Source organism: Solirubrum puertoriconensis (assembly GCF_001483135.1).
Classification (GTDB): Bacteria; Bacteroidota; Bacteroidia; order Cytophagales; family Hymenobacteraceae; genus Solirubrum; species Solirubrum puertoriconensis.
This window is the reverse complement of the sequence record NZ_LNAL01000007.1, coordinates 444,436-466,297: the sequence shown is the minus strand read 5'-3', so window position 1 is coordinate 466,297 and position 21,862 is coordinate 444,436. Positions and strand designations below refer to the sequence as shown.

The window sequence follows — 21,862 nt, the reverse complement described above, 5'->3', positions numbered from 1 at the left end:
CGAGCAGCAAGCTCGGCAATGGCAGCAACGACGTCGGTTTTACCGATTCCGTTGCGTTGCCTCACTCCTACGCCAGCTCGGGGTACCAGCCGCGGCTCAGCTCCAGCAACTGCTCCACGCTTAGCTCGCGCCGCTTGAAATCTTCGCCCAGCCGGAGGAGGTGCAGCAAGGGGCCGGTGGTTTGCTCGAGCAGCCGTTCGGGCGAGCTGAAGTGTTGGAAGTCCTTCAGCTCAAATTCCGATAGCACATCAGCATAAAAAGCCGCGGCCACGCGGCGGTCGAGGATGATAAACGCGCCCCGGTCGCGCTGGCGGCGCACCAGGCGGCCAAACCCTTGGCGCAGCTTGAGCCGCGCGGCGGGCCGGTAAAACTGCCCCCAGAAAGTTTCGTCGGCTTCGTAGCGTTTGCGGTGGCTGATAAGCGGCTCGCCCAACGACGGAAACGGCAGCCGCCACACCACCACTTGCGACAACGTAGGCCCAGCAAAGTCCACGCCCGTCCACATGCGGTCGACACCCAGGAGCACGGTTTGCTCCACGCGCCGGAAACGGCGGATTTCCCACTGGCTGGCGCCGTTTTGCATCAGCAGCTCAATGTCGTGCTCGGCCAGGCGGGGCTCCAGCCAATCGGCGGCGTAGCGCATTTCCTCGTTTGAGGTAAACAGCACCAGCGTGCGGCCTTCCAGGGTAATCAGCAGCGGCAACAAAGTGCGCAATTGCGCCTCGCACCAGGCGCGGCGCTCCTGTGGCGGCGCGCTGGCCCTGAACATGGGCAGGTACGTAGGCACGCCGCCCAGTACCGGCTCGGCTTTGGGGTTGTCGTAGTCGAAAATGGGCAAAATGCGCTGCTCGGCCGCGAAGGGTACGCGCATATCGAGCAGCTGCCGGAAGTAGCCCAGGTGGTTGTCGACGTAAAGCGTGGCCGAGGTAAACACCACCGTCCGAAACTGATCGAACAGCGTCGTGGCCGGCTCCCCGCTCATGCGGCGCAAGGCGGCGCGGGCGGCCAGCAGGCGCTTGGTGTACTCTTCGGAAGTTTCGTCGGGGGCTTGTTGCAGCGGCTCGCCGGTTTCGGGGTCGGGTGTGGCGCCTAGGTAGGGCCACAGCGCGTAGGGCTGCCGCACCAGCTGCCAACCTAGGCCGTTGGCCTCGGCCTCGCGCACTACCACGGGCACAAACTCGCGGCACGGAAACTCCTCGAGCAACCGCTCCAGCACATCGGCCTGGCCCTCGGCTATTTCGGCAAAACGCTCGGTGCGGCGGCACAGGCGTTCGTCGTAGTTTCTGGCGCCGCTGTCTTCGTCATCGCTGATGGGCGCGCCGTCTTCGTCTTCGGTTAGGTTGATGTTCAGGGCCACTGCCAGGTGCCGGCGCACTTGCCCTAGGTGCTTGGCCGAGGTTTTGAGCGGGGCACTCAGCGGGGGCAGCGCGGCCACCAGCTCCCGGTGAAAGGGGCGCGCCAACGGCGCGCGGCCGGGCTGCTCCACGCGCACGTTGTCGTGCCAGTGCGTCTCGCCGAGCGGGAATGGCAATGCAGCCGCCCGCCCACCCTTGCTCTGGAACTGGCTGCTCACGGCACCTAGGGCCGCTAATGATTCGTGCAGCGGCACGGCGGCCTCGGTGAGGGCGTGCAGCGCGGTGCGCACGGCTTGGCGGCGGCGGTAGGGCGCGGCCTCAATGGCGTAGCGCATCCAGGCAGCATCGGCGGTTTGGCGGGCGTCGAGAGCAGCAGGAGTTTCGCGCATCAGCTCGGCTACTTGCTCGAGCAGCGCCACTTTAGCACCCAGCTCTTCCAGGCGGGCTTCTTCGATGGCCTCGTAAGCGGCGCGGCTGGCATCGTCGGGGCCGGGCTGATCGGCCACGGGCACTTGCCGCCACAGGGCTTCTTCCTCGTCGCGCAGCCGCTCGCGCAACTGGTTCAGGAAGGGCTCGGAGCGGCGCAGGGCTTTGGCTGGGGCCTCGGATTCTTCAGCAGTTTGGCGGGCATTGCGGTTGGCCATAGGCTGGCCGTGCAGCAACGGCTCCAATAGCTCGTCGTGCAGCTCGCGGGCATCGAGGCTGCGGGCCAGCGCCGAGCGGAAGTTATCCGGAAAGCGATCAGCCTCATCAATAATACACACCGTGGCCCGCTCCACCACTTTCGGCGGCAGCAAAGCCAGCTTGTGGTGGTTGACGATCAGCAAGTTGGCCTGCTCGGCCCGCAGGCGGTGGGCCGGGTACACGCAGGCTTTGCGGCCGGGCAAGGCGCCGTGGCGGCAGGCGCGGTCGGCGGTAACGCGCCGCAGCAGCTGGCGCAACGCCGGGCCGAGCTGCGGGTGGGCGCTCAGTGGGCGGGCAATGCCTTCGATTTCGCCTTCGGTATCGCGCAGGCGCAGGGCCAGGTAAAACCACGCCAACGCCGCCGGCCACTCGGCGCCGCGGCCCAGGCAGTCGTCGAACGCGCGGCCGAGCGCCTCCACGCACAAGTAGCAGTTTTTGCCCTTGAGCGTAGCCGTCCGAATGGCTTTGTACCGGGCGGTACGGCGGCCATCGGCCTCGCGCAGCAGGGCCGGCAGTTCGCCTTGGCGCATTTGCTCCTGCAGGTTTTTGGTGGAGGTAGCCACCACCACCAAGGCCTCGGGCGCGTGGCGCAGGTACTCCAACGACGGCACCAGGTAGCCAAACGTTTTGCCCGTACCCGTGCCGGCCTCGATAGTGTAAGCGCCGTGGCTGCCCACCGCACGCGCTATAAAACGGGCGTACTCCAGCTGCTGCGGGCGCGGCTGAAAGGTGCTTTTGCCGCTGCTCATGCGCTTGGCCAGCTGCTCAAATGCCTCCTCTACCTGCTGCTCCGATACATCACCTAGGCCCAACTCGGGCGCGGCGCTGTCGTCGGCTTTGTCGCGCCAACGGGCCAGGTAGTTGTTGAGGAGCAGCGCCATTTGCTCGAGCTGCGGCCAGGCGGGTTGCGGAGGCGGCAGCGGTAAGCGGTTGGGCGCATTGGGGTTGGCGCGGCGGGCGGTATCGTCGCAGCAATCGGGTTGCTGGGCCAGGGCCTTCAGCAACCGGAAGGCGCGCAACTCGGGGCGGCGCGGCGCCAGGCTGATTACCGCATCGAGTAAGGTGTAGCCAGGCAGCCACTGTTGCCCGTTTTGGCCCTGGGGCTGCAGCAAGCTCTCGAGCACGCGGCGCACGGCCCGGCGCATGGCGTGCAGCAGAAAGGGCAGCTGGGGCACGGCGCCATCGTCGTTGCGCTTGGCATAGCCGAGCTTTTCGCTGACGGCTTTATCCTGCACCACCAGTTTCTCGAGCAGCTCATCGGCATCGTCGAGCACTTCGTTGGGCAGGAAGAACGCCAGCAGCTCATCGAGCCCCACGCACATGGGCGGCTTGGTCATGCCGGCCAGCACGTGCTGCTCCAGCCATAGCCGTTCGGGCGAGGGCTGCCCGGCGCGGTCCATAATCAGTAAGGCATCGAAAGCACCCAGGGCGGCTTGCGCCTCTTCGGCCACTTCGGGCCAGGTAGGCGCTTCTTTGGCGCGGGCGTTGGCTACCCCGCTGGCGGTACTTACGGCGGCGGAGTAGTCGCGCTCGGGGTTCAGCAGCCACTGCTGCACCTTGGCGCCGGGCTCAAGCGGCAGTACCCCTAGGTGCAACAAGCCGTGTTTGGTATCGGGGCGGTAGGCGCCGGTGGCGAACAAATGCGCCACAGCTACCCGCGCTGTACGAACCGGACTTGTAAATAAAACTGCCATAACCCCGTTGCTCCAAGCCGCAAATTAGGCAATCGGTAGCCGCAGCCCTAGCGTATTATGGTTGGGCTGCCACAAACCCTACCTTGGGCTGGTTGCCGGGTTGTTTTCCCTTGATACCTTCGCTCATGCGTCTTTCCGCTTCCCCTCTCCTTTCCGGCTTGTTGCTCACCGGAGCTTTGGCCGCGTGCTTGCAAAAGTCCGATGACTCGGCCTCGAACACGGCCGTTGTGCAAGCTAATTCCAATGCTGATGTCGGCACCGAAACCGGCGCCTCACCGGTGCAGAGCACAACCCGCGCCCTCACTGAAAACTTTGAGGTCGGCAGCAAAGGCTCGTATGCCTCGGGGCAAGAGCAGCTGCCCTCGGGTACTTGGCTGCTCGATGATGCCCTGATTGGCACCTCCGAGCAAGACCACAAACGCGGCGACAAAGCCCTGCGCCTCCGCGGCAAAGGCCGCGCCCAAATGCGTTTTGACCTAGGCAGCGGCGCAGGCCGGGTGCGCGTGTTCAATGCCAGCTACGGGCGCGATGGCTCGGTGCGCTGGCAGCTGTGGCTCAGCACCGACCGCGGCCGCTCCTGGCAACCCGCCGGCACCGAGGTGAAAGTTGAAGGCGCCGGCATCACCACCGATGTGGCGGTAAACCGCCCCGGCCCGCTGCGCCTCGAAATTCGGAAAGTAGACGGTGGTGACGACCGCCTGAACATCGACGACTTTACCGTGGAGCCTTACCGCGGCGGCAGCGCACCCAGCGTGGCCACCACGCCCAGCAGCCCGGCCCAACCGAGCCGCACGCCGGCTGCTACGCCGGCCCCAAACCGCTCAGGCATCACCGGCACCACCCGCCGCGACGATCCGCTGACCCTCGGCAACCCCAGCGGTGCCACCGCCAACCCCACGGCTTCGCCCAATAACTACCTGATGCAGAAGCCGCAGTTTGTGCTGAGCTACTCGCGCGACCGGGGCATTCCGAACTGGGTAATGTGGCACCTGAGCAAAGCCTGGATGGGCTCGGCTCCGCGCCAGGATGATTTCCGCCCCGACCCGGCCCTGCCCCGCGGCTGGTACCAGGTTACGCCCCGCTCCTACTCCGGCTCGGGCTTCGACCGCGGCCACAACTGCCCCTCAGCCGACCGCAGCTACGACCTCGACGACAACTCGGCTACCTTCCTGATGACGAACATGATTCCGCAGGCGCCGATGAATAACCAGCGCACTTGGAACAGCCTGGAGGAATACTCGCGCGACTTAGTAAAAGCCGGCAACGAGGTGTACGTGCTCATGGGCAGCTACGGCAAAGGCGGCACCGGCACCAACGGTCCCGCCACCACTCTCGACCAAGGCCGCGTAACCGTGCCCAAGCGCGTGTGGAAAGTGCTGGTGGTGCTGCCCGAGGGCGACAACGACTTACAGCGCATGGCCAGCGGCCAAATCCGCATTGTGGCCATTGACACGCCCAACGACAACTCCGTCGACCCCGACTGGAGCCGCTACCGCGTGAGCGTCGATGCCATCGAAAACGCCACCGGCCTCGATTTGCTCAGCAAACTACCCACCGAGGTGCAAGACCGCCTAGAGGCGCAAGTAGACAGCGGCCCAACCCGGTAGCCGCCCTAGGTATCCGGCAAACAAAAAGCCCGAAACACCAGTTGTTTCGGGCTTTTTGTTTGTGCTGGCAGCTGCAGTTATTCGCGGGTGCCGCTATCGAAACCGCTCGTCAGGGCTTGCTTTTCGGCGTTGCTGATGGGCCGATTGTTGGCCGCGGCAAACAGCGCACAGGCTTTATCGGCGGTGGGTACACCTAAGGCTTTGGCGCGCATGCCCCACAGCACCAAGGCGTACTCCTGCTTATTGTACATGGCCCCCTGGTGCAAGAACATGCTTTGCTTGCGGGTGGCCAACATTTGGCTAAAGTCGAGTTCACCGCCCTTCACCGTTTGTGCCTTGATGTACGCCTCCACATCAGCCGGGCTGGGGTTGGCAGCAGCCGTAGCCGTGGGCACCGAGCCACTGGTGGACTGCGCAAGGCCGGTAGTGCTAATGGCACCTAGGCTCAACAGCACAAGTAATACTTTGAACATAAAACGGAGAAGAACAGTGTGCTTAATGATTACAACCGAACGCTAATGAAAGTGCTATATTATAAAAATTATTTAAGCTCAAGAGTATCAGGCAGCTTGATTTTTCAACATCGTCTGAATTACCGACAAAAGTACCCCCGCATTCCACTCGCGCTGGTAGCTGATGGTGGTAAACAGCCGGCTGTTATGGCGCGAGTTGAGCGTAAAGGACTGCGGCGTTTGCAGCAGGTCGCAATCGGTCCAGGTTAGCTGTTGATCCACGGCCCAGCTAAGCCCTAGGTGGTTTACGGCCACGCCGGCCAGCAACACCGTTTCGCCGGCCTCGATGCTGCGCATGGCCTGCTCTTCGAGCCGCTCGAACACGGGCGCTTCCAGCGCAGCGAGTATCTGCTCGTACCGGTTCCAGTCTTCGTCGTCCTCGTCGGCATCAAACGAGTACATCCGGATGCGTAGCAACTCGCCCGTTTGGTGCCGCAGCTCAATGGTATAGCTGTTGCCAAACCTAAACCGGTAGAACACCAGCAACTGGTGGCTGTAGCGCACCCCCGCCACCTCGCTCAGCAACCACTCGTACGCCATACCGCTAAACCATTTTGCCCCGGTGTAGCTGAGCGTATTGCCGCTGATGCGCAAATGCCGCGGCATGCCCAACAGTCCATGCGGCACCTGCAGGTCAAGCTCATTGGGGTTGTTGGGCACGTTGCTCATCGGTAAACGCCGGGGTAGCCATGGGTTGCTGCACGCGCACATGCAATAAGCCCACCTAGGCTTTGGTTAGCTTCCGATAGCATACGCAGAAGCGGGCTTAGGCTTTGCGCCGCTTGGCTCTGGAGCTTGTTTCTGTTATGAAATCACTGATCATCTGCACGTAGGCATCGGCGTATCGCTGCTGGCTTAGCTTGGCCGAGCCTTGGAGATGGCCGCCTTCAAACTTCACCAAGCGGCGCACTTGCTTGCCGGTAGCCGCGTTTACCACCTGCTCCGAGTGAGCCAATGGGGTAAACGCATCGGTAGTGCCGGCCACCAACAGCACGGGGCAGCTAATGCGCGGCAGCAGCTGTTTGTACTGATCGGCGTCGGCTGGCAAGCTAATCGTCTTGTTCTTCAGCTGCTTTATAATCTCCACATGCAAAGTTGGATCGGCTACGTAGCCCTCTCCAATTAAGAAATCGAGCTTTTCGCGCGCAGCTACTTTGGTAGCCAAGATGGTACCCATGGAGAAGGCCAGCACCCCGGTCCGGTTGCGCGGGTACTGCCGCCGGGCGTAAGCCAACGCGGTACCTAGGTCGTCGGCAAACTCATTGTAGTACAATCGCTCTTGATCCATGGCGAAATCGTCGCTTTGGCCGAAGCCGCGGTAATCGAATAGCAGCACCCGGTACCCCTGGGTAGTTAGCTCCTTGGCCATGTGCACCCAGCCACCCATGTTGCCGGCGTCGCCGTTGGCCAGCACAATGGTGGTACGCTTATCGAGCTTGGCATCGGGACTGCAGTCCCACGCCTGCAGGTGCAGCTTATCGGGGGTGCTGATGCGGGTTGGCTGGTAGGCCATACCCACCGAATCGGGAGTTTGGTAGTACTTGCGGAGGGGCTTAATAGCAAACGCCAAGTGGCTGAACAGCAACAGCACCAACAAAGGCACAAAGCTTCGAAGCATATTGTAAGGCGTTAGCTAAAAAGAATATCAACTGTGTAAATAGAGTGGAAGTGGTTAGGCAGGCACAAACACCACATTGTGGAAGCCCACACCGGCTGCAGTATCGTGCGTTAGTCGGCCTTGTTTGTCAACGAAATACTGCCGGTAGCCTAAGGCCGAAAGCAACTGGCGGATGTCGAACTCGGTTTGTGATGCCGCACCTAGGATGTTAGGCTGCAGCTCGAGCATCAGCAAGGGCTTGTGCCGGGCCAACAGGCGTTGCATGCCCAGCAGTGCTTGGTACTCACCACCTTCAATATCGAGCTTAATCAGGTGCACCGCCGGTAAGCTTTCGGCATACGCATCAAGCGTAACCACCTCTACCTGAACGGGTGCGCCCAGCTCATCGGAGTAGCGCCGCAACGACGCCATGCCGGAGTTGTTGGGCGGCGGCGTGTAGAGCGGCATCAGCCCCGCCACATTGCTCACTGCTTTTTGCTCGAGCTGCACGTTGCTGAGCCGGTTAATGGCTATGTGCTCACGGAGCAAATCGGCATTGGCCGGCAGCGGCTCAAAGGCATACACCTGCCCTGTACCGCCCACCATCTTGGAGGCCACGAGGCTGTACAACCCCATGTTGGCGCCCACATCAAGCACTACGTGGCCGGGGCGTAAGTGCTGCTCCAGAAACAGGATGCCGCGCTCCTCGTAGTCGCCTAAAAAGTAAAGGTGTTGTGGTATCCAGTCGGCCAAATGCAAGCGCAGCAACAGGCCGTGGCGGTAACGTACCGTTTTGTGCACCCCATTAAACAACTGCCACGGCCGGAACACGCGCTTATACAGGCCGAAGTATTTGTCCTTGAAATAAGGTATGGCAAATAGCTGACGGAACGCAGAAGCAAGCAGGTGTTTCAACCGGGGCAGTTGTTCAGGCGAAGGCAGCACGAAGCGCCCGAGGGTGGTGCAGTTTTCCTTTCGTGAGGGGCTTAGGTTTCGATGAGCGTTGCTTTGAAGCCTGCCAGCTTACCCTCCGAGGTTTTACCTAGGGCGTACGCCTCAACTTGTGGGCCGCTGCCTACGCGGTACACTTGGGTATCCTCCAATTCCTGCATCATAAACATCTGCAGGGCCTTGAAGCGGTTGGCCAGCTCCACGTTGCCGAGCACGCCTTGGTCGGCGGTGTGGTTGCGCAGGAAATACGTCAGTTCCTGGGTTTCTACCTTGGCGCCAGCGGGCGAGTGGCCCAGCAGCGGCAGCACACTCTCGGGGCTCAGCTCGAAGCCAGCGGGCAGGTTGTAGCTCACGGGCGTCAGCGCCGATTCCGACTCGCTCATGAAGTAGAGCCCCTCGGTAAGGGCATGCAACTGCTGCACTACCGCATCGGATGCGCCATCGGCTTGGGCCGCTTGCGGGGCTTGGCCCGTAGCGGCCGAAGCTGGCTGCGCACCTAGGGCTTGGCCGCCGCCCACCTCGGCCACCTTGGCCGAAATAGCCGTGGCCAACTCCTTCATGCGCTCTTCGCGCACTTTGATTTTCTCGTTGGCAAAGTTCATGTCCGACACCCGGTTCATCGGAATCAGGTGGATGTGGGCGTGCGGCACCTCCAGGCCGATTACCGCCACGCCAACGCGGCGGCAGGGCACAACTTCCTTCATCCCTTTGGCCACGCGCTGCGCAAACTGGTGCAGGGCCGCCAGCTCATCGGCCGGCAAATCGAAGATGTAGTCGACTTCGCGCTTGGGAATTACCAACGTGTGGCCTTCAACCAGGGGTGTGATGTCGAGAAAAGCCAGGTGGTGTTCGTCCTCGGCTACTTTGTAGGCGGGCAACTCGCCGGCAACAATGCGGGAGAAAATAGACGGCATTTCGGGCGTAGTGTAACGGGTGACAGGTAACACGTACCGATAAACTCGGCGCGGTGAAGCTAGGAAGTTTCCGGCGTTAGGCCCGGCACTACCGCGGAACAGGGCACAAAAAAACGCGGCCGGTCTATCAGGACCAGCCGCGCCTTGCAAATGCCATTATGTAAGGGCTGCATCACCTAGGGCAATCCAGCTGAGGTGCTTAGCGCGAAACCTCCAGAATCTCGAAGTGCAGCTTGCCAGCGGGTACGGTAATTTCGGCCACATCGCCGGCCGACTTGCCTAGCAGGCCTTTGCCGATCGGCGACTTCACCGAGATTTTACCAGCGGCCAGGTTAGCCTCTTCCTCCGCCACCAGCACGTAGTCGAGCACGGCGTTGTTCTTGAGGTTTTTCAGCTTCACTTTGCTCATGATGAGCACCTTGCTGGTGTCGAGGTTGGTTTCGTCGAGGATGCGGGCGTTGCCGATAACCTCTTCCAGCTTCGAAATCTTCAGCTCGAGGTGGCCTTGGGCTTCTTTGGCCGCGTCGTACTCCGCGTTTTCGCTCAGGTCACCTTTGTCGCGTGCTTCCGCCAGCTGGCGGGCTGCCTCGGCCCGGCCGCGGATTTTCAGATCCTGCAGTTCATCCTTCAGCCTTTGCAAGCCTTCGGGGGTATAATAGTTGACAGCCATGACAATGAGTGGTGGGCAAACAGGTAAAAAAACAAGGAGAACGGCCGGCGGTGCCGGCCGTTCTCCCGAACAGGCATCAGCAAATATACGAAATGGCAACCACTGTGCGCAAGAGACCCGCGCAAACCTGGCTCGGCGGCGGCGTGCCCCAGGTAGCGCATGGCCGCTTGGCCCAAACCAACTACGCGTTGCTCAGAAAAGCTTCGATTTTGCGCACCAGCACTTGGTTGATGCGCTGATACGACTCGTGCGTCCAGCCGCCAACGTGCGGCGTGAGCACCACGTTGTTGGCCTTGCGCAGGTACTCGAAGCGGGCTTGCTGCTCGGGCTTGAGCGCACCTAGTCGTTCGTTGTCGAGCACATCGAGGGCGGCCCCGCGCAGCTTGCCTTCGCGCAGCAGTAGCACCAGGGCGGCGTGGTCGAGCACTTCGCCGCGGGCCGTGTTCAGCAGCCACAAGGGCCGCTGAAAACCGCGCAGCAACGCTTCGTTGATAAAGTTGTGATTAGCCGCTGAGTACGGGATGTGCACGCTCAGCACGTCGCAACGTTGCTGCAGCTCCTCGAGCGGCACCAACGGCAGGTAATCGGTGGGCTGCACGGCGGGGTCGTTGTCGTAGCCCAGCACCTCGCAGCCGAAACCGCGCAGGCAGCGCGCAAAGCTGCGCCCCATGTGCCCGCAGCCAACAATGCCCACCGTGCGGGCCTGCAATTCGTAGCCGCGGTTGGCCTCGCGGTGCCACTCGCCGCGGCGCACTTCCACATCGGCCGAGGCTACTTTACGCAGCAAGCCGATCAGCAAGCCCACCGCAAACTCCCCTACGGCTTGCTCGTTGCCTTCGGGCGCATTCAGCAAGGCCAAGCCGGCGGCTTCCATTGCCGCAATATCAATGTTATCGACGCCGGCCCCGGCACGGGCTACGAAGCGCAGGTGTTTGCCGTGGCGCAGCAAATCGGCCGTAACGCGCACCTTGGAGCGCACAATCAGCCCTTCGTAAGGCTTTTCGGCCAAAGCAGCGGGCACTTCGGCAGGCAACAAATCGGGTTCGTAATCGATCTGTACTCCTATCTCGCGCAACAAGCTTTTGAGGGAAGAGTGCATTTCATCAATTACTAGGCAACGTATCACGGCAAACTCGGCTTGGTGGAACTACGGACGAAAGTACGCTTGGGCGGGCCATAGCCCTAGGTGCTACGCACTGCCATTACGCGCTGCGTAAGGCCGACAAAGTCCTGCACGCTTAGCTGCTCGGCGCGTTTATCAAAGATGGCATCCGTCATGGCTTCAGGCGGCATACCCATCGGCTTAAGGCAGTTGCGCAGGGTTTTGCGGCGGGTGTTGAACGCTTGCTTCACTACCTGAAAAAACAGTTTCTCGTCGCACTCCAGCTGCTGCACTTGGTTGCGCGTGAGGCGCAGCACGGCGCTTTGCACTTTGGGCGGCGGCACAAACACGTGCGGGCCCACCGTGAACAGGTACTCGGTGTCGTAGAACGCCTGCACCAGCACGCTCAGGATACCGTACGTTTTGGAGCCGGGCTTGGCGGCAATACGCTCGGCTACTTCTTTCTGAATCATGCCCACGCACTCGCGCACTTGCTGGCGGTGCTCCAGCACCTTAAAATAAATTTGGGAGCTGATGTTGTAGGGGAAATTGCCGATAACGGCCACCGGCTTATTCTCGAACAGCTTGCCTAGGTCCTGGCGCAGAAAGTCGGCCGACAGGATGCGCCCCTCCAGCGCCGAAAAGTGCTGCTGCAGGTACGCCACCGATTCGCGGTCAATTTCGATTACTGTGGTTTCATAATCGACCGTGCGCTCCAGCAAAAACTGCGTCAGCACGCCCATACCAGGGCCCACTTCCAGCACGTGGCGCACGCCATCGGGCAGCTGCAACGATTCGGCAATGCGGCGGGAGATGTTCAGATCGGCCAGAAAGTGCTGGCCTAGGTGCTTTTTCGGGGTGACGCGTTCCACAGGCATGGGCACGAAGGCAAGCTTCGCGTATAGGATTGGCCGGCAAAAGTACGAAAGCCCCGCGGGGGCGGCCGAACTCCGTGCGCGGCCGGTAACGCATAACCCGATAACTTGCGCGCCAAAGCTAGATTTCCCCCTATGCCACTACACCTCGCCACCGCTGCTGCGCTGCCCCAAGGCCCCGCCGACGTTGTTCTGATTTTGCCCGCTGGTACCAAAACACTGCCGAGCGAAGCACCCGAGCTACCCGAAGCCGCCCTTACCTACGCCAACGCGCAGCTCGCTGCCGATGAAAAGCTGTTTGCGGTGAACCTGTATACCCACCGGGTGTACGTGGTAGTGGCGGCCGATAAGAAAACGGCCGACCTGAGCGCCGAGCAACTGCGCCGCAGTGGCAACCAACTGCACGCCAAGCTAAAGGCCGCTCGGGTAAAGGAGCTGCACATCCTTAACCTCACGGCCGATAAGCAAGCCGCCTTGTCGTTGGCCGAGGGCTTGTACCTCACGGCGTACCAGTTCGAGGGCTACAAAACCGATGAGAAATCGAAGAAGGCGCCTGAGCTGTTCCGGGTGGCGCTGGTGAACGAGGAGGAAACCAAGGTGCGCGAGCTGGAGAACCTGCTCCTGGGTGTCACGCTCGCCCGCGACCTGGTGAACATGCCGCAGAATAAGCTCACGGCAACCATGTTCGCTGAGCAAATGGCGGCCGCTGGCGAAGACGCCGGCTACCACACCGAAATTCTCGACCAAGCCCGCATTGAAGCACTACGCATGGGTGGCCTACTGGCCGTAAACCAAGGCAGCCCCGAGCCGCCCACTTTCACCATTATGGAGTGGAAGCCCGAGGGTGCCCGCAACGAGAAGCCTTTCGTGCTGGTGGGCAAAGGCGTGGTGTTCGATACGGGTGGCCTAAGCCTGAAGCCCACGCCCGCTTCGATGGACATGATGAAGTGCGACATGGCCGGCGCCGCCGCCATGACGGGCGTGATGTATGCCTTGGCCAAAAACCAGGTACCGCTGCACGTAATTGCCCTCGTACCCGCTACCGATAACCGCCCCGGCGGCCCCGCCTATGCACCCGGCGACGTGCTCACGATGCACAGCGGCCTCACGGTAGAAGTACTCAACACCGATGCCGAAGGCCGCCTGATTTTGGCCGATGCGCTGCACTTCGCCAAGAAATACGAACCCCAACTCGTCATCGACGCGGCTACCCTTACCGGGTCCGCCGCCCGGGCCATCGGCAAAGAAGGCATTGTGGCCATGGGCACTGCCGATGAAGACGTGATGCGCGAGCTGGCCGCCGCCGGCCGCCGCACGCACGAGCGCATCGTGGAGTTCCCGCTGTGGGACGAGTATGCCGAACACATCAAGAGCGACATTGCCGACATCAACAACCTAGGCAAAGCCGAAGCCGGCGCTATTTCGGCGGGCAAGTTCTTGGAGCGCTTCACCGAAGGCTACCCCTGGATTCACCTCGACATTGCCGGCCCGGCCTTCCTCACCGCACCCGACTCGTACCGCGGCAAAAATGGCACGGGCACGGCCGTACGGCTGTTGTACTCTTTCCTAACCAGCCGCTTGTAAATTACTTTCAATCGGATGCGTTGCTTGCTAGGTAACACATCCTTGTCGCCTAGCAACACCTAGGGCCCTAACTTAACTGATCGGCATCAAGCCCGGCATCGGCAACGGTGTCGGTTCCACACCTCGCATCACTCCCTGATAATGCTCCCCCGCATTGGCATAAGCACCGGCGACCTAGCCGGCATCGGACCGGAAATCATTTACCGCACGCTTCAGGACGCGCGCATTTTGCGCTTTTGCACCCCAGTGGTGTACGGCACCGCCTCCACCCTTTTCGACGACTTTCCGAACGATAAAACCCACGCTCCACTGGCCTTTCGGCAAGTGCGCGAGGCGGCCGACATTGTGGCCGGTAAAGTAAACGCCGTTACGTGCTGGGATGAAGATTTCGTGCTTACCCCCGGTCAACCATCCGAAGCGTCGGGCCGGGCCGCGCGCCTGTCGCTGATTGCCGCCGCCAACGACCTGAAAGCTGGCCTGATCGATGGGTTGGTGACTGCCCCAATAAGCAAAGACAATACCCAGGGCGAAGGCTTCTACTTTCCGGGCCACACCGAGTTTCTAGCGCACCACTTCAGCACCAACAACGACAGCCTGATGTTTCTGGTGGCTGATAACCTACGGGTGGCCACCGCTACCGGGCACATTCCCTTGAAGGACGTGCCTACGCGCCTCACCTCCGAAGTGCTCATTGGCAAGCTGCGCATGTTGCTGCACTCGCTACGCCAAGACTTCGGCATTCAGAAACCCAGGGTAGCCGTACTGGGCCTCAACCCGCACGCTGGCGAGAATGGCTTGCTCGGCAGCGAAGAGCAAGATCTGGTGCAGCCCGTGATTCAGCAGTTTCTCAACGAAGGGCACCTGGTATACGGCCCCTACCCCGCCGACGGCTTCTTTGGTACCCGCCAGTACCAGCAGTTCGATGCCACCCTGGCGCTCTACCACGATCAGGGTCTCATTCCGTTCAAGACGATTGCCTTCGAGCGCGGCGTAAACTTTACCGCCGGCCTGCCGGTGGTACGCACCTCACCCGACCACGGCACTGCTTATGGCCTTGCGGGCAAGTTTACGGCCGATCCTACTTCCTTCCGCGAAGCACTTTACCTAGCCTGCGACCTGATTCGTAACCACGTTGCCGACAAGCAACCTCTCGCTGGCTAGCACGCGCAACGAGGCTTTTCACTAACAAACACGCCCCGCATCTAGATGGATGCGGGGCGTGTTTGTTTTACTCGCGACGAAATAAAATTTCCAAAATCGAAACTTAATTTTTCGATTTGCAATTTTCTCATCACCTTTGCACTCGGAAAGACTGAGTGCCCTAGGTGGTATTGCTTCTTTCTCCCGATTCTCCCCTCACATGACGCTCAACAATCCTTCGGAATACAAAGCTGCCCTTCGTCGCCTCGACGCTTTGGTAGCGGCCGGTTTTGAAGGCAACGAGAAATTAGAGGCTGAATTTCGGGAGTTAGTAGTCGCCATCGACGCGTACGAAGACCAGTTAGGCCTAATGCCCATTCCTACGCTGCCTGCCACCTTGGCCGATATGATCGAGCTGAAGCGGCAGCAGATGCGGCTTAAGCAAAAGGAACTGGCCGAGCTCTTGGAAGTGCCTGCCGGGCGCTTGTCGCAAATTCTCAGCGGTAAACGCCGTGTGACGCTCGACCTCGCCAAGAAGCTCTACGAACGCCTTGGAATCAGCCCCGAATTCATTCTCAAGAAGGCCTGATTTCAGCCTAAAAGCCACTGTTTCATTCCCTGTGCGGCAAATAATATCTATTTTTGCCGCCTGCTAAAAAGCCTCCCGTGAAAAAGGATACGCAATACGATTTGCAAATAGCCGCGCTAAGCGAGAAAACGCATGAGTACGTTTTCGACCTAGGCACGGACTTTTTCGAGCAATTCGATCAGACGCTGATTCCGGACGGTAAGCTGCGTGCCGATGTAGTGCTCGATAAAACCGCGCAACGCATCGTGCTCGGCATTCACATCGAAGGTACCGTGAAGCTTATTTGCGACCGGAGCCTCGACGAGTTCGACCAACCCATCGACGTGACGCACCAATTGCTAGTGCGCTTCGGAGACCACGAAGCCGAGCTCGACGACGATGTGCTGCAAATCACGCCCGATACGCAGACGCTACCGCTGGCTCAGCACTTTTTCGATTACATCGGCTTGGCCATTCCGATGAAGAAGCTGCACCCGCGCTTCCAAGACGAGCCCGATGAAAACCCCGACGCCGACGCGAAGCTCATCTACTCCACCGGTGCAGCTTCCGACGACGATGACGATGAGGATGCCAGCGACCCACGCTGGAACGCTTTGCGCAACCTCAACTAGCCTTTCTTCGCTGACACTTTTCTTTTGTTTTAATACCCACTTTCACTCATGGCACACCCCAAACGACGCGTCTCCGCCGTTCGCCGCGACAAGCGTCGCACCCACTACAAACTCGACGCTAAAGCAGTTTCTGTTTGCCAAACCACTGGCGAACTGCACCTGCGCCACCGCGCTTACGTAGTGGACGGTGACCTGTACCTCAACGGTAAAATTGCTGTTAAGAACTACGCTCCCGTAGCTTCGGCCGCCGCTTCAACCGACGAGGAATAACCTAGCCTCTCCTTTCTGACCGGCGGCCGACACTCGGCCGCCGGTTTCAGTTATAACCGCCGACTGTTCTTCATTCTGCTTTCATGAAAATAGCCCTCGACGCAATGGGGGGCGACTTCGCCCCTCAAGCTGCCGTGGACGGTGCCGTGCTTGCCGCTGAAAAGCTAGCTGGCAAGGCCCAAATCGTGCTCATTGGCCAGGAAGAGGCCGTACGCCCCCTGCTAGAGGCTTACGGCGATGCCGCTGCCTCGCTGGAGCTGGTAAACGCCACCCAGATCATTCAGATGGGTGAGCACCCGGCCAAAGCCTACCAACAAAAGCAGGACTCGAGCATTGCAGTAGGTTACCGCATGCTGCACGCCGGCGAAGTCGAAGCCTTCTGCTCAGCTGGTAACACAGGCGCCATGCTTGTGGGTGCAATGTTCAGCGTAAAGCCTGTGCCCGGCGTACTTCGCCCCGCTATTGCCAACTTCGTTCCGAAGGAGCACGGTGGCTTTGGCATTATGCTCGACGTAGGTGCCAACGCCGAATGCAAACCCGAAATGCTGGAGCAATTCGGCGAGCTTGGGTCGCTCTACGCGCAGTACGTGTTGGGCATTGAGAAGCCAACTGTGGGCCTCATGAACCTAGGCGAGGAAGAAGGCAAAGGCACAACGCTGACGCAGCAGGCTCATCAGCTGCTCAAAGTAAACCCGCACATTCACTTCATCGGCAACATCGAGGGCCGCGACCTGTTCAACGACAAGGCCGATGTAATTGTGTGCGACGGTTTCACGGGCAATGTGGTGCTGAAAATGGCGGAGTCAATCTACGACTTGCTGGCCGCTCGCAACATGCACGACCCATTCTTCGACAAATTTAACTACGAGTCGGTTGGTGGTTCGCCCATCCTGGGAATCAACGACAATGCTATTATTGGCCACGGCGTAAGCACCCCGCTGGCTATTAGCAACATGCTCCTGCAAGGCTACCAAATGGCTCATTCGGGCATTGCCGAGCAAATCAAGAGCACATTTAAATCGTAAGGCGGAAGTAAATTCGCACGCAAGTCCGGCCCTCTCGGCCGGACTTTTTGCTACCTTGGCGGCCGTTTTACTTGCCAATTTCTCTCCGCCGCTTTTTTAATCCTTTGCAATGAAGCTGACCGCTGCCATCACCGGCGTAGGCGCCTACGTACCCGATTACGTCTTGACGAACCAGGAGCTCGAAACCCTGGTAGAAACCAACGACGAGTGGATCCAAAGCCGTACGGGCATCAAAGAACGCCGCATCCTGAAAGGTGAAAACCAAGGCACCTCGGTGATGGGCATCAAAGCCGTTGAGCAGTTGCTGCAAAAAACGGGCACCCGCCCCGAGGATGTCGACCTCCTGATTTGCGCCACCACCACGCCCGACTTGGTGTTTCCGGCCACGGCCAATATCATTTCAGCGGCTGTAGGCCTCACCAAAGCGTTTAGCTTTGATATGCAGGCGGCTTGCTCGGGCTTTCTCTACGCATTGGCCACAGGCGCTTCGTTTATTAAGGCTGGCACCTACCAAAAAGTCATTATAGTGGGTGCCGATAAAATGTCGAGCATCATCGACTACTCCGACCGCGCTACGTGCATCATCTTCGGTGATGGAGCTGGTGCCGTGCTGCTCGAGCCCAGCACCGACGGCCTAGGTCTGCTCGATCAGGAGTTACACTCCGACGGCTCGGGAGAGCAATTCTTGCACCAGAAAGCCGGCGGGTCGCGCCGTCCGCCTTCTGCCGAAACCGTAGCCAACCGCGAGCATTTTGTGTATCAGGAAGGCGCCACGGTGTACAAGTTTGCCGTAAAAGGCATGGCCGACGTAGCCGCTCAGGTAGCCGAGCGCAACAATCTTACCCCCGAGAGCATCGATTGGCTGGTGCCTCACCAAGCCAACAAGCGCATCATTGATGCTACGGCCCAGCGCGTAGGTATTGGGGCCGACAAGGTGATGCTGAACATTCACAAATACGGCAACACCACCAACGCTACTATTCCGCTGTGTCTGGCCGATTATGAAAGCCAGCTGCGCAAAGGCAACAACCTGATTCTGGCCGCGTTTGGTGGTGGCTTCACCTGGGGTTCCTTGTACCTCAAGTGGGCCTACGACCCCAAGCCCGACCCCCAGAACGCCTAACTTAGGGCGGCCTGACGCGGAAAACTCCTATACTTGCACCCCCGACGTGCCGCCCCGCCACTCAACGGGTCGGCACGTTCTGTTTCCATCCAAAACACCTAGTAACTGCCAGTTAAGCAGTCGTACCAAAACCCGGAGTTTCCATCCGGGTTCAGCACACAACACCTCGATTTCCCACATTTCTTTCCCCAGCAATGGCAACCACCGCGGATTTTCGCAACGGTCTCGTTCTAAACTACAACGGAGACCTGCACGTCATCACGGAATTCCAGCACGTGAAGCCGGGCAAAGGCCCTGCTTTTGTGCGTACCAAAATGCGCAACATCAAAACCGGTAAGGTTATCGACAACACCTTCAACGCAGGTGTTAAAGTTGAAACTGCCCGGGTAGAGCAGCGCCCCCACCAATTCCTTTACAAAGACGACTACGGCTACAACTTCATGGACAACAGCTCCTTCGAGCAGGTAACGCTGCCCGAAGCCATGGTGCCGTTTGCCGATTTGATGAAGGAAGGCCAGGAAGTAACCATCCTGTTCCACGCCGAAACCGAACAGCCCCTAACGGCCGAACTGCCCGCTTTCGTTGAGTTGGTGGTAACCTACACCGAGCCGGGCCTGCGCGGCGACACTGCTACCAACACCCTTAAGCCGGCCATCGTGGAAACGGGTGCCCGCATTCAGGTGCCGTTGTTCATCGATCAAGACCAGAAAATCCGCGTCGACACCCGCGACTACACTTATGTCGAAAGAGTCAAATAAGGACAAGGTGCCGCAAAAGCCCTCCCCCGCTGCCATGAAAGCCAAAGAACTGCAAGAGCTGATCGACTTCATCGCGAAGTCGGGTCTGAACAAAGTCAACATCGAGACCGAAGAGTTTAAAATCTCGGTACAGCGCGAGCCCAACACCAAAGTACTGAGCGTAGGCGCTGCCGCCCCGGCTCAGCACGCTCCGGCTCCCGTAGCTGCACCGGCTCCGCAAGCCACTCCGGCCGCCGCTCCGGCTCCGCAAGCTGCCACGTCGGCCGCTGCGCCAGCCGAGGCTCCGGCTGCTAGCAACACGGTAGCGCTAAAGGCCCCGATGATTGGTACGTTCTACCGCTCGAGCAGCCCCGAAAACCCGCCCTTCGTAGGCGTGGGCGACGTGGTTGAGCAGGGACAGGTGATTTGCATCATCGAAGCCATGAAGCTCTTCAACGAGATTGAAGCTGAGCAGCGCGGCCGCATCGTGAAAGTAATGGTCGACAACTCTTCGCCCGTTGAGTACGACCAGCCGCTGTTCCTCATCGAGCCGATGTAATTTCAGAGCTTAGAATTGAGAGCTTAGAATTTAGAAAAGGTAAGCTGATACGCCTGCCGCATCTAAGTTCTAAGCTCTCATCTCTCCTATCTACACCCAGAGCTGTGTTCAAGAAAATACTCATCGCCAACCGCGGCGAAATTGCGCTTCGCGTAATCCGCACCTGCCGCGAAATGGGCATCAAAACGGTGGCCGTTTACTCCACCGCCGATAAGGAAAGCCTGCACGTACGCTTCGCCGATGAGGCCGTGTGCATTGGCCCAGCCCCCTCGCGCGACAGCTACCTGAACATTCCGAACCTGATTGCGGCCGCCGAAATCACGAACGCCGACGCCATTCACCCGGGCTACGGCTTTTTGTCGGAAAACGCGGAGTTCTCGCGCATTTGCCGCGAAAATGGCATCAAGTTCATCGGTGCTTCGCCCGAGATGATCAACGCCATGGGCGACAAAGCGTCGGCCAAGGACACAATGAAGAAAGCCGGCGTGCCCACCATTCCGGGTTCTGATGGTCTGCTTGATTCGCTGGAGCAAGGCAAGCGCGTTGCGCTAGAAATTAAGTACCCTGTTATCCTGAAGGCGACGGCCGGTGGTGGCGGCCGCGGCATGCGCATCATCAAGAGCGAAGACGAGTTCGAAAAAGCTTGGAACGACGCTCGTACCGAAGCCAAAGCGGCCTTCGGCAACGACGGTGTGTACCTGGAGAAGTTTGTAGAGGAACCCCGCCACATCGAAATTCAGGTAGCCGGCGACCAGTTTGGCACGGTCTGCCACTTGTCGGAGCGCGACTGCTCGATTCAGCGTCGTCACCAAAAGCTGGTGGAGGAAGCTCCCTCGCCCTTTATGACGGACGAGCTGCGTGAGAAGATGGGCAAAGCGGCCATTGCGGGTGCTGCTTCCATTGGCTACGAAGGCGTAGGCACCATCGAGTTCCTGGTCGACAAAAACCGCGACTTCTACTTCATGGAGATGAACACCCGTATTCAGGTGGAGCACCCCGTGACGGAGGAAGTAATCAACTTCGACCTCATTAAGGAGCAAATCAAAGTTGCGGCTGGCATCCCGATTTCGGGCAAAAACTATATGCCCAAGCTGCACGCCATGGAGTGCCGCATCAACGCCGAGGACCCGACAAAGGACTTCCGTCCGTCGCCTGGCAAAATCACAGTGCTGCACATCCCGGGCGGCCACGGCGTACGCGTAGACACCCACGTGTATGCTGGGTACCAGATTCCGCCGAACTACGACTCGATGATTGCCAAGCTCATCACCGTTGCGCAAACCCGCGAGGAGTGCGTGGTGAAGATGAAGCGTGCGCTGTCGGAGTTCGTGGTTGAGGGCATCAAAACGACCATCCCCTTCCACCTGAAGCTGATGGACAACGAGGACTTCAAGGCCGGCAACTTCACCACGAAGTTCCTGGAGTCGTTTGACTTCTCGACGCTGTAATCAGTGGCCACACCGGCCAACGAAAACGGCCCGTTCTGCGAACAGAACGGGCCGTTTTCGTTGGCCGGTGTGGCTTTCAGTTAGCTTGCTTTTGGAGCTTCAATCTCCTGAACCAGCTCGGAGTACCACTGCTCTCCATATTTCCGAATCAGCGGCTCCTTCAGAAACTTGTAAACTGGTACGCCTAGCTGCGCTCCGAAGGCACACGCCGGGTTGCAGATTTCCCATCGGTCGTAATTCAGCGCGTCGAACTCATCGTACTTGCTGATGCGGATGGGGTACAAGTGGCAGCTGATAGGTTTTTTGAACGTGGTGGCGCCGGCTAAGTAAGCCTGCTCGATGCCGCATTTCAGAATACCGCGCTCGTCGTAGAGGGCGTAGGCGCATTCGCGGTTATCGATGGTGGTGGTGCTGTAGTCGCCTTCCCAATCCTTGATGTACAGCCCTTGCTCCTCGATAGCATGGCGGCCACCTAGGGTAAGGAATGGCTTAATCTTGTCGTATTCCTGCTCCAGAATCTTAAGTTCTTCCTCTTCGAGCGGAGCCCCTAGGTCGCCTTCAACGCAGCAAGCACCCTTGCAGCGCTCAAGGTTGCAAACGAAAAACTGGTCGCGGACATCGTCGGAAACGATGGTATTCTGGATGACAATCATGGAATCAGGCGCAAAAGCGAACCGCAAAGATACAGCTGAGGATTCGGTGTGGAACACCTGCGCAGAGGCTGAAGTTCGCCTAGATCGTTATTCAACTTTCTTTGCCGGGGAGCAATGCTGCTATTCTCTTTCGAGCGGCGGAGCTTTAGCCTTACCTTTGTT

Annotated in this window: 21 protein-coding genes; 11 read left to right on the top strand and 10 right to left on the bottom strand. The window is 59.6% G+C overall.

Annotated elements, in window-relative coordinates; all coding sequences use genetic code 11:
- Positions 1–67: 67 nt before the first annotated feature.
- Entirely contained in the window at positions 68–3,688 is a 3,621-nt protein-coding gene (locus tag ASU33_RS12450) for an ATP-dependent DNA helicase (protein ID WP_160328185.1), read from the bottom strand.
- A gap of 170 nt (positions 3,689–3,858) precedes the next feature.
- On the opposite strand from ASU33_RS12450, the gene ASU33_RS12445 reads away from it, so the two are divergent.
- A complete protein-coding gene (locus ASU33_RS12445) occupies positions 3,859–5,340 on the top strand; it encodes a DNA/RNA non-specific endonuclease (protein WP_286130522.1) in 1,482 nt (493 codons plus the stop codon).
- A gap of 77 nt (positions 5,341–5,417) precedes the next feature.
- On the opposite strand, the gene ASU33_RS12440 is transcribed toward ASU33_RS12445, so the two are convergent.
- From ASU33_RS12440 to rsmA, 8 genes are all read right to left on the bottom strand, one after another.
- Positions 5,418–5,813, bottom strand: a complete 396-nt coding sequence (locus ASU33_RS12440; RefSeq protein WP_059071159.1) for a hypothetical protein — start codon at positions 5,811–5,813, stop codon at positions 5,418–5,420.
- A gap of 87 nt (positions 5,814–5,900) precedes the next feature.
- A complete protein-coding gene (locus tag ASU33_RS12435) occupies positions 5,901–6,521 on the bottom strand; it encodes a hypothetical protein (RefSeq protein ID WP_059071158.1) in 621 nt (206 codons plus the stop codon).
- 97 nt (positions 6,522–6,618) lie between these two features.
- On the bottom strand, positions 6,619–7,470 hold the full coding sequence (locus tag ASU33_RS12430; RefSeq protein WP_059071157.1) for an alpha/beta hydrolase: 852 nt from the start codon (positions 7,468–7,470) through the stop codon (positions 6,619–6,621).
- Between the two features lie 54 nt (positions 7,471–7,524).
- Positions 7,525–8,364, bottom strand: a complete 840-nt coding sequence (locus ASU33_RS12425) for an FkbM family methyltransferase (RefSeq protein ID WP_059071156.1) — start codon at positions 8,362–8,364, stop codon at positions 7,525–7,527.
- 71 nt (positions 8,365–8,435) lie between these two features.
- Complete coding sequence (locus ASU33_RS21930; RefSeq protein WP_160328184.1) at positions 8,436–9,314, bottom strand: nuclease A inhibitor family protein; 879 nt, start codon at positions 9,312–9,314, stop codon at positions 8,436–8,438.
- 199 nt (positions 9,315–9,513) lie between these two features.
- Positions 9,514–9,984, bottom strand: coding sequence for a transcription elongation factor GreA (gene greA, locus ASU33_RS12415; RefSeq protein WP_059071155.1), 471 nt, complete (start codon positions 9,982–9,984; stop codon positions 9,514–9,516).
- Between the two features lie 181 nt (positions 9,985–10,165).
- Positions 10,166–11,110: an NAD(P)-dependent oxidoreductase gene (locus ASU33_RS12410; RefSeq protein WP_149867194.1), complete on the bottom strand. Its 945-nt coding sequence runs from the start codon at positions 11,108–11,110 to the stop codon at positions 10,166–10,168.
- Between the two features lie 56 nt (positions 11,111–11,166).
- On the bottom strand, positions 11,167–11,958 hold the full coding sequence (gene rsmA / locus ASU33_RS12405) for a 16S rRNA (adenine(1518)-N(6)/adenine(1519)-N(6))-dimethyltransferase RsmA (RefSeq protein ID WP_059071471.1): 792 nt from the start codon (positions 11,956–11,958) through the stop codon (positions 11,167–11,169).
- A 138-nt stretch (positions 11,959–12,096) separates the two neighbouring features.
- Between rsmA and ASU33_RS12400 the strand changes: the two genes are divergently transcribed.
- The 10 genes from ASU33_RS12400 (at position 12,097) to accC (ending at position 21,047) form a co-directional block, all read left to right on the top strand.
- Entirely contained in the window at positions 12,097–13,545 is a 1,449-nt protein-coding gene (locus ASU33_RS12400; RefSeq protein WP_059071153.1) for a leucyl aminopeptidase family protein, read from the top strand.
- A gap of 141 nt (positions 13,546–13,686) precedes the next feature.
- Positions 13,687–14,706 (top strand): 4-hydroxythreonine-4-phosphate dehydrogenase PdxA, encoded by a 1,020-nt coding sequence (gene pdxA / locus ASU33_RS12395; protein ID WP_059071152.1) that lies wholly within the window; start codon positions 13,687–13,689, stop codon positions 14,704–14,706.
- A gap of 199 nt (positions 14,707–14,905) precedes the next feature.
- Positions 14,906–15,274, top strand: coding sequence for a helix-turn-helix domain-containing protein (locus ASU33_RS12390; protein WP_059071151.1), 369 nt, complete (start codon positions 14,906–14,908; stop codon positions 15,272–15,274).
- 77 nt (positions 15,275–15,351) lie between these two features.
- The gene (locus ASU33_RS12385) at positions 15,352–15,885 is read left to right on the top strand and encodes a YceD family protein (protein ID WP_059071150.1); all 534 of its coding nucleotides are present in this window, start codon (positions 15,352–15,354) and stop codon (positions 15,883–15,885) included.
- Between the two features lie 48 nt (positions 15,886–15,933).
- Positions 15,934–16,155, top strand: coding sequence for a 50S ribosomal protein L32 (gene rpmF, locus ASU33_RS12380; protein ID WP_059071149.1), 222 nt, complete (start codon positions 15,934–15,936; stop codon positions 16,153–16,155).
- Between the two features lie 83 nt (positions 16,156–16,238).
- Positions 16,239–17,180, top strand: coding sequence for a phosphate acyltransferase PlsX (gene plsX, locus ASU33_RS12375; protein ID WP_059071148.1), 942 nt, complete (start codon positions 16,239–16,241; stop codon positions 17,178–17,180).
- Positions 17,181–17,289: 109 nt separating this feature from the next.
- Positions 17,290–18,303, top strand: a complete 1,014-nt coding sequence (locus ASU33_RS12370) for a beta-ketoacyl-ACP synthase III (RefSeq protein WP_059071147.1) — start codon at positions 17,290–17,292, stop codon at positions 18,301–18,303.
- Between the two features lie 194 nt (positions 18,304–18,497).
- Entirely contained in the window at positions 18,498–19,061 is a 564-nt protein-coding gene (gene efp / locus ASU33_RS12365) for an elongation factor P (protein ID WP_059071146.1), read from the top strand.
- Between the two features lie 34 nt (positions 19,062–19,095).
- Positions 19,096–19,599, top strand: a complete 504-nt coding sequence (gene accB, locus ASU33_RS12360) for an acetyl-CoA carboxylase biotin carboxyl carrier protein (RefSeq protein ID WP_059071145.1) — start codon at positions 19,096–19,098, stop codon at positions 19,597–19,599.
- A gap of 104 nt (positions 19,600–19,703) precedes the next feature.
- A complete protein-coding gene (accC, locus tag ASU33_RS12355; RefSeq protein ID WP_059071144.1) occupies positions 19,704–21,047 on the top strand; it encodes an acetyl-CoA carboxylase biotin carboxylase subunit in 1,344 nt (447 codons plus the stop codon).
- Positions 21,048–21,127: 80 nt separating this feature from the next.
- Here the strand turns inward: accC and ASU33_RS12350 are convergent, their stop codons facing one another.
- Complete coding sequence (locus ASU33_RS12350) at positions 21,128–21,700, bottom strand: DUF3109 family protein (RefSeq protein WP_059071143.1); 573 nt, start codon at positions 21,698–21,700, stop codon at positions 21,128–21,130.
- Between the last annotated feature and the right edge of the window lie 162 nt (positions 21,701–21,862).